The 5,184-nt window shown below is 39.2% G+C and carries 5 protein-coding genes and 1 pseudogene; 1 reads left to right on the forward strand and 5 read right to left on the reverse strand.

Features of this window, described 5'->3' with window-relative positions:
- Positions 1-992: 992 nt before the first annotated feature.
- On the forward strand, positions 993-1,136 hold the full coding sequence (locus I8751_RS24485; RefSeq protein ID WP_214441696.1) for a hypothetical protein: 144 nt from the start codon (positions 993-995) through the stop codon (positions 1,134-1,136).
- Positions 1,137-1,359: 223 nt separating this feature from the next.
- On the opposite strand, the gene I8751_RS24490 is transcribed toward I8751_RS24485, so the two are convergent.
- From I8751_RS24490 to I8751_RS24505, 5 genes and pseudogenes are all read right to left on the reverse strand, one after another.
- Positions 1,360-1,779, reverse strand: coding sequence for a response regulator (locus I8751_RS24490; protein ID WP_214441697.1), 420 nt, complete (start codon positions 1,777-1,779; stop codon positions 1,360-1,362).
- Between the two features lie 107 nt (positions 1,780-1,886).
- Positions 1,887-2,021 (reverse strand): hypothetical protein, encoded by a 135-nt coding sequence (locus tag I8751_RS29865; protein ID WP_318780366.1) that lies wholly within the window; start codon positions 2,019-2,021, stop codon positions 1,887-1,889.
- Between the two features lie 179 nt (positions 2,022-2,200).
- Positions 2,201-3,007: pseudogene (locus tag I8751_RS24495) on the reverse strand (IS4 family transposase); the annotation flags it as partial.
- Between the two features lie 107 nt (positions 3,008-3,114).
- Positions 3,115-4,128 carry a zinc-dependent alcohol dehydrogenase family protein gene (locus I8751_RS24500; protein ID WP_214441698.1) on the reverse strand — a complete coding sequence of 338 codons (1,014 nt, stop codon included), beginning with the start codon at positions 4,126-4,128 and terminating at the stop codon, positions 3,115-3,117.
- A gap of 46 nt (positions 4,129-4,174) precedes the next feature.
- Positions 4,175-5,116, reverse strand: coding sequence for a GNAT family N-acetyltransferase (locus I8751_RS24505; RefSeq protein ID WP_214441699.1), 942 nt, complete (start codon positions 5,114-5,116; stop codon positions 4,175-4,177).
- Positions 5,117-5,184: the final 68 nt, after the last annotated feature.

The following is a 5,184-nucleotide window of genomic DNA, read 5'->3' on the forward strand; positions in this document are numbered from 1 at the left end:
TGATTAATTTATTATATTATCTTTGTTATTTTTTCATAATTATGGATTTGCTTTAATAGAAATGATTGACAAAGCTAATACTAATTAACTACACCAATGACTGCACCTAATTAATTTTTAAGAATTTAGTAAAATAAATTCATTTGCCATCATAATTTTACCCAAAATAAAAATGGGTTTGACTACTTTAAAAAATCTGGCTGTCGATGATTTATATTTAAATTATTTGTTCCAGTAAGTAGGGCTTTAAGCTTTGATGCGATTGACTTTCCACAAGTCACTCAGATTATACTTATCGTAGTGTAGTAGCTCTATTAATCTGCTGAAATTGTAAAATAATCCATATTTTCATTAAAATATTTGTACATATCAAATCTTCAATTATAGTCAAAAAAATACTTTTAAAACACCTAATTTTTTGGAAAAAGACATAAGGTAAATAAATAATCACTCTCCTCGCATACATCAAAATTTATACTGTTTTAGCGAAAAGGCGATCGCTTGACATTAAACTTAGATCAGATCGTCTTTCGTTTATTAACTTTGCATCGTATAACAAAAAGCTATATCGTATGGCATATTTATGCAACGCAACAGCAAGGACAAGTCTAGTTATGTATAAATACTAGTTTTTCATCCTGCTGTCGTTTTTTTGCAACTATGATTTCCAAATAGCTGTCTACCCTTAAAGAAGCAAAATCCTTTATATTTAGGCTTTTAGATCCTATTAGCTCAACCATGCTAACAGTAGCAGCAATGGTTTCAATTGCAATAGCGGGTACGGACTTTTTACTGGAAATCTTAAAACAAACATGGTCTAGTAATTATATTTTTTGCTCTTATATCAATTAACATTGAGCTTGCATATAATAGAGAGCCGAGGGGAAGTCGGACAGCAGCAAAATGGCACATCAGCTAGAAATAAAAATCACCGAAAGTATAGAATATCTAGAAAAAACTCGCATACTGAATTAGCGCGCAAAGAGTCAACGATGACGCGGTGGTTGCAGAAATACCGTCAGCAGGGATTATTAGGGTTACTCGAAATTAAAAAACCACTAGGACAAATTCCAACAAACTCCAACAATCAAAGGAGAAGTACTGAAATTACTCAAAGCGAAATTAAACTCACCTGAAAATTTTGCCAGTTACGGAAAAATCGTCAATTGGCTGAATGAAAATCATGGTTTATATCAATTTTATGTGAGGCTGCCCTTTATTCCCCTTCAGACTGGAAGTTTGGGGCCATAAAACAAAGCCTGCAAAGGCAGGCTAGTTAGACGCATATTCATAAAAAAATGGTATGAGTGGCAAAAATTATGATTTAAGTAGCGATCGCAAGTTAGCCTAGTGATTCATTCAGGCTAATTGCTTATGTGCAGCATCAAAAGCCAACCTCGCAACCTTATTAAGTAACTCATCTAAGTTCACAGGCTTGGATAAGTACATTTGGAATCCTGCGGTAAATGCGTATGCACAGTCTTTTTCCCTAGTAGATCCCGTCAGAGCAATAGCTGGAGTCCATCTGCCTTTCGCTGCTTCTATACTTCTAATTTTTGGAAGCAGTGAATAGCCCATTTCATCTGATAAGTAGAGGTCACAGATTAGGACATCTGGTTTAAAATCAGATACTACTTCTAGAGCTTCCCTTGCTGAACCAACAGTTAAAGCTTCTGCTCCCTCCAAATTAAACAGGATGTAAAGCATTTCTCTGGTATCGGCATCATTATCAATAATAAGCAAGCGCAGACCAGGAATACAAGTGAATTCATTACACATGCGTCTAACCTCTTAAAACAGTATTCCTTTAAAACACACACTATTTTTAGGTTAAATCTTTAACTACCAAGTGTCTGTACGGTTACGCACACAGAAACTCAAAAATATTAACTGCGATCGCCTTTTGGCAAAGTGCCTACTAACTGAGCAAATTCATTTTGTATGACTCGATAAAACTCACAGGAAGTTGCTTCCAAAGCTTCTCGATTCAAAATGCTGATATTACCACGGTTATAGCGCAATACGGTTCAGTTAAGGCTAGAAAGCTGATGAGTGATGTGAAATTTCGGAGCTTCTACTCGTTGTCCAGTCCCTGTATGTTGCGGTTTTTTAGAACGAAACTTTGATACAGGTTTTTTCACGACCCTGGGATTAATACGGTGAACACGTTCAGGTAACAACGTATCTAAAATCTCGACAATTAACCAATCGAAAAAAAAGGTAAGTCTTCGGTCTGTAAGTCTTGAAATTTAGGAATAGCACGACGAATGACTCGTAATGTACCTGTAAAACTCAAGCGTAATGGTGGAACCCCAGCAGTAGTTGCAGCTTGAAACATTAACACTCGTACTGACCAATGAGCTAACAACCAACCATAAATTTCTTGCACTACTTCTCGTGGTTTTTGAGAACGAACGTGAGTTTTACGCCCCAAAAGATGTATTTTCAATTCATCAATGGTATTTTCTACTTCCCATCGTTGATGATATTCTTTGGCTAACAGTTGTGCGGGAAATTTTTCAATGTCTAATAAGCTAGTAATTAAGCGATAAGTAAGTTGTTCTGCCGGATTTTGGGGATGCTCAATTGTGTACTCAATAACTCTCACCATGATTGGCCGACAGCCTTTTGAGCGTAATCTTCCTGAAGGATTGATCCACGATAAATATGAGCCGTCTTCTAACGGTTTTTCTGCTAAGAATTTCACATTAGCAGGGATTCTTCCTAAATAATCACAGCCTTTAGATACAGTTTTCTGTCCCATTTCATAGGAATGTAGCCCTCTATCCCACATCAATAACATTCCTGATTGTACAGAGCGTAATAATTTTAATGCTCGCACTCGTTCTCCAATACGATATGGACACATGAAAGCATCAAATATGATGTGTGTTCCTGCCTCTACCAAGATGACTAATCTCACTTTGGGAAATGCTGCAATTGTTCCGGGACGGCTACTTGGACGACCAAACACTCTAGCATTTTCTTCGCTATCTGCCACATCAAAACCGTATTGACCTATAAATAGCAAATTTCTGTCCGGTTTCGTACATAAACATTTCAAAAGACTTAACGGAGATCGCCTTAATTGATTGAATTATTTCGATAGAAAGATTATTCCATCTCAATCACAACCTTACCGAAATGAGCAGCACTTTTAAGGTAAAAATAAGCTTCTTTTGCTTCCGTAAACGCAAAATTTTTATCAATAATGGGGTGGATTTGATGTTGGGTAATAGCTTGATTCATCGCCTCAAACATTTCTCGACTACCTACATAAATTCCCTGCATTGCTAAACTTTTGAAGAGTATAGGCATAGGGTCAATCTCATTCCCTTTACCTGATAAAACGCCAATCAAGCTAATCCGTCCCCCAATCCGAACTGCTTGTAATGATTTGGGTAAAGTTCCTGCACCGCCTACTTCTACTACATGATCTACACCGATGCGATTAGTTAGTTGATAGACTTGCTTTTCCCAATCTGGCGTTATTTTGTAGTTGATTATTTCATCAGCACCCAATTCTCTAGCTTGTGCTAATTTCTGATCACTGCTAGAAGTAACAATCACCCTAGCACCATTGAGCTTGGCAAACTGGAGGGCAAAAATCGAAACGCCGCCAGTACCGAGTAACAAAACACTATCACCGGTGCTAATATTGCCCTTTGTTACTAAAGCGTGCCAAGCTGTGACAGCGGCACAGGGCAAAGTTGCGCCTTCAGGGTAAGATAGATGATCAGGTAATTTTACTAAACCATCTTGATTTAAGACGACATATTCGGCAAGCATCCCATCGATACTGCCTCCCAAATCCGACTTCATGGTTTCTTTAGTTAAAGAGCCATAAATCCAGTCTTGGAAGAAGATACCAGCTACGCGATCGCCTACTTTCACTCGTGTGACACCTTCACCCACTGCTATAACTTCCCCCGCACCATCAGACATGGGAACTAGGGGATATTTCTGTCCAGCGCCGTAGGCTCCTTCAGCAACCAGCAAATCGCGGTAATTTAGTGATGTTGCTTTGACTTTGATTAGAACTTTACCTGCTGCGGGTTTGGGTTCAGAACGATCAACTAACGTCAGAGCATCAATCCCTGCATTACTTTGAATTTCGTAAGCTTTCATAAAATTTCTTTTTCCCATAGCTGAAACGCTACAGTTTAAGATTACGCTATCGCCAATCATCTAATGCAAAAACATCAGGGCGATTGTATGCTGGTTCATTAGGTTTATGCATGGCTACTCCAATTTTTTCGCTGCGAAAACCACGAGCCAGCATCCTGTGGTAAGCTTCATCTCGACTGGTATTTACCCCAGCAACCAAGCGCGTCATTTTTTGTGTTACGGTCAGTTCTTCACACAGATCTAATAATTGCTCAAAATATTGCCCTGCATGAGTTCTTGATCGCGCTACGCCAAATTTGACAAAGCAAGTATTACTACCTGCCTCTGTACCGGCTCCGTAGTGACAAACAGCAAATCCTGCCAAGCCTGCATCATCCCACAAAAAGACTGTATCACCCAGCCCTTGAGCTTCAACTGTCTGAATTTCCCGTGATAGCTCTAACCCTTCATAAATGGAATTAGTGAGTTGATAAGCGGCTTTGATTCCTTGTATCCGTTCATCCTCACTCATTTGAGAGTATTTAGTGCCTTGGGGTACTGGCTGATATTTCTCCACTGGTTTAGTCATAATCACAGTTAGAAAACGCAGCCGGAAACCAAACTTTTGATATAGTACGTGATGCTTGGGACTTTGAGCAAAAATAAATAGTCCTGCCTGTTGAGTGTTCCATTGAGTAAAGCAAGCGATCGCAGGTTCAATGAGACGTTGTGCGACTCCTTGATTCCAAAAGTCAGGATGAACACTTAAAGGGCCAAAACAGCCGAAACTCCCCCAATTAGTGACTAAGTTAGAACCGATAATTTTTCCATCTACCTCAGCCGCAAATACCGCAGCGGGATCAGTTTGCCAACGGTGAGAAATGTAAGCAGCATCCCCACCAAATTCAGTTGGCTCAGGTAGTCCTACAAATGTACCAAAAGCCAACCGAAAAACATGATCAGCAGTAGCTAACTCATTCGCCTGCAATAAACGGATTGAAACATTCATTCAAAAATACCTCATTGAGCATTGGGCATGAGGCATCGGGAAAACTCTTCCCTAGCCCCTAGCCCCTA

Origin of the sequence: Atlanticothrix silvestris CENA357 (assembly GCF_016056295.1) — a bacterium.
In the GTDB taxonomy this organism is placed as follows: Bacteria; Cyanobacteriota; Cyanobacteriia; order Cyanobacteriales; family Nostocaceae; genus Atlanticothrix; species Atlanticothrix silvestris.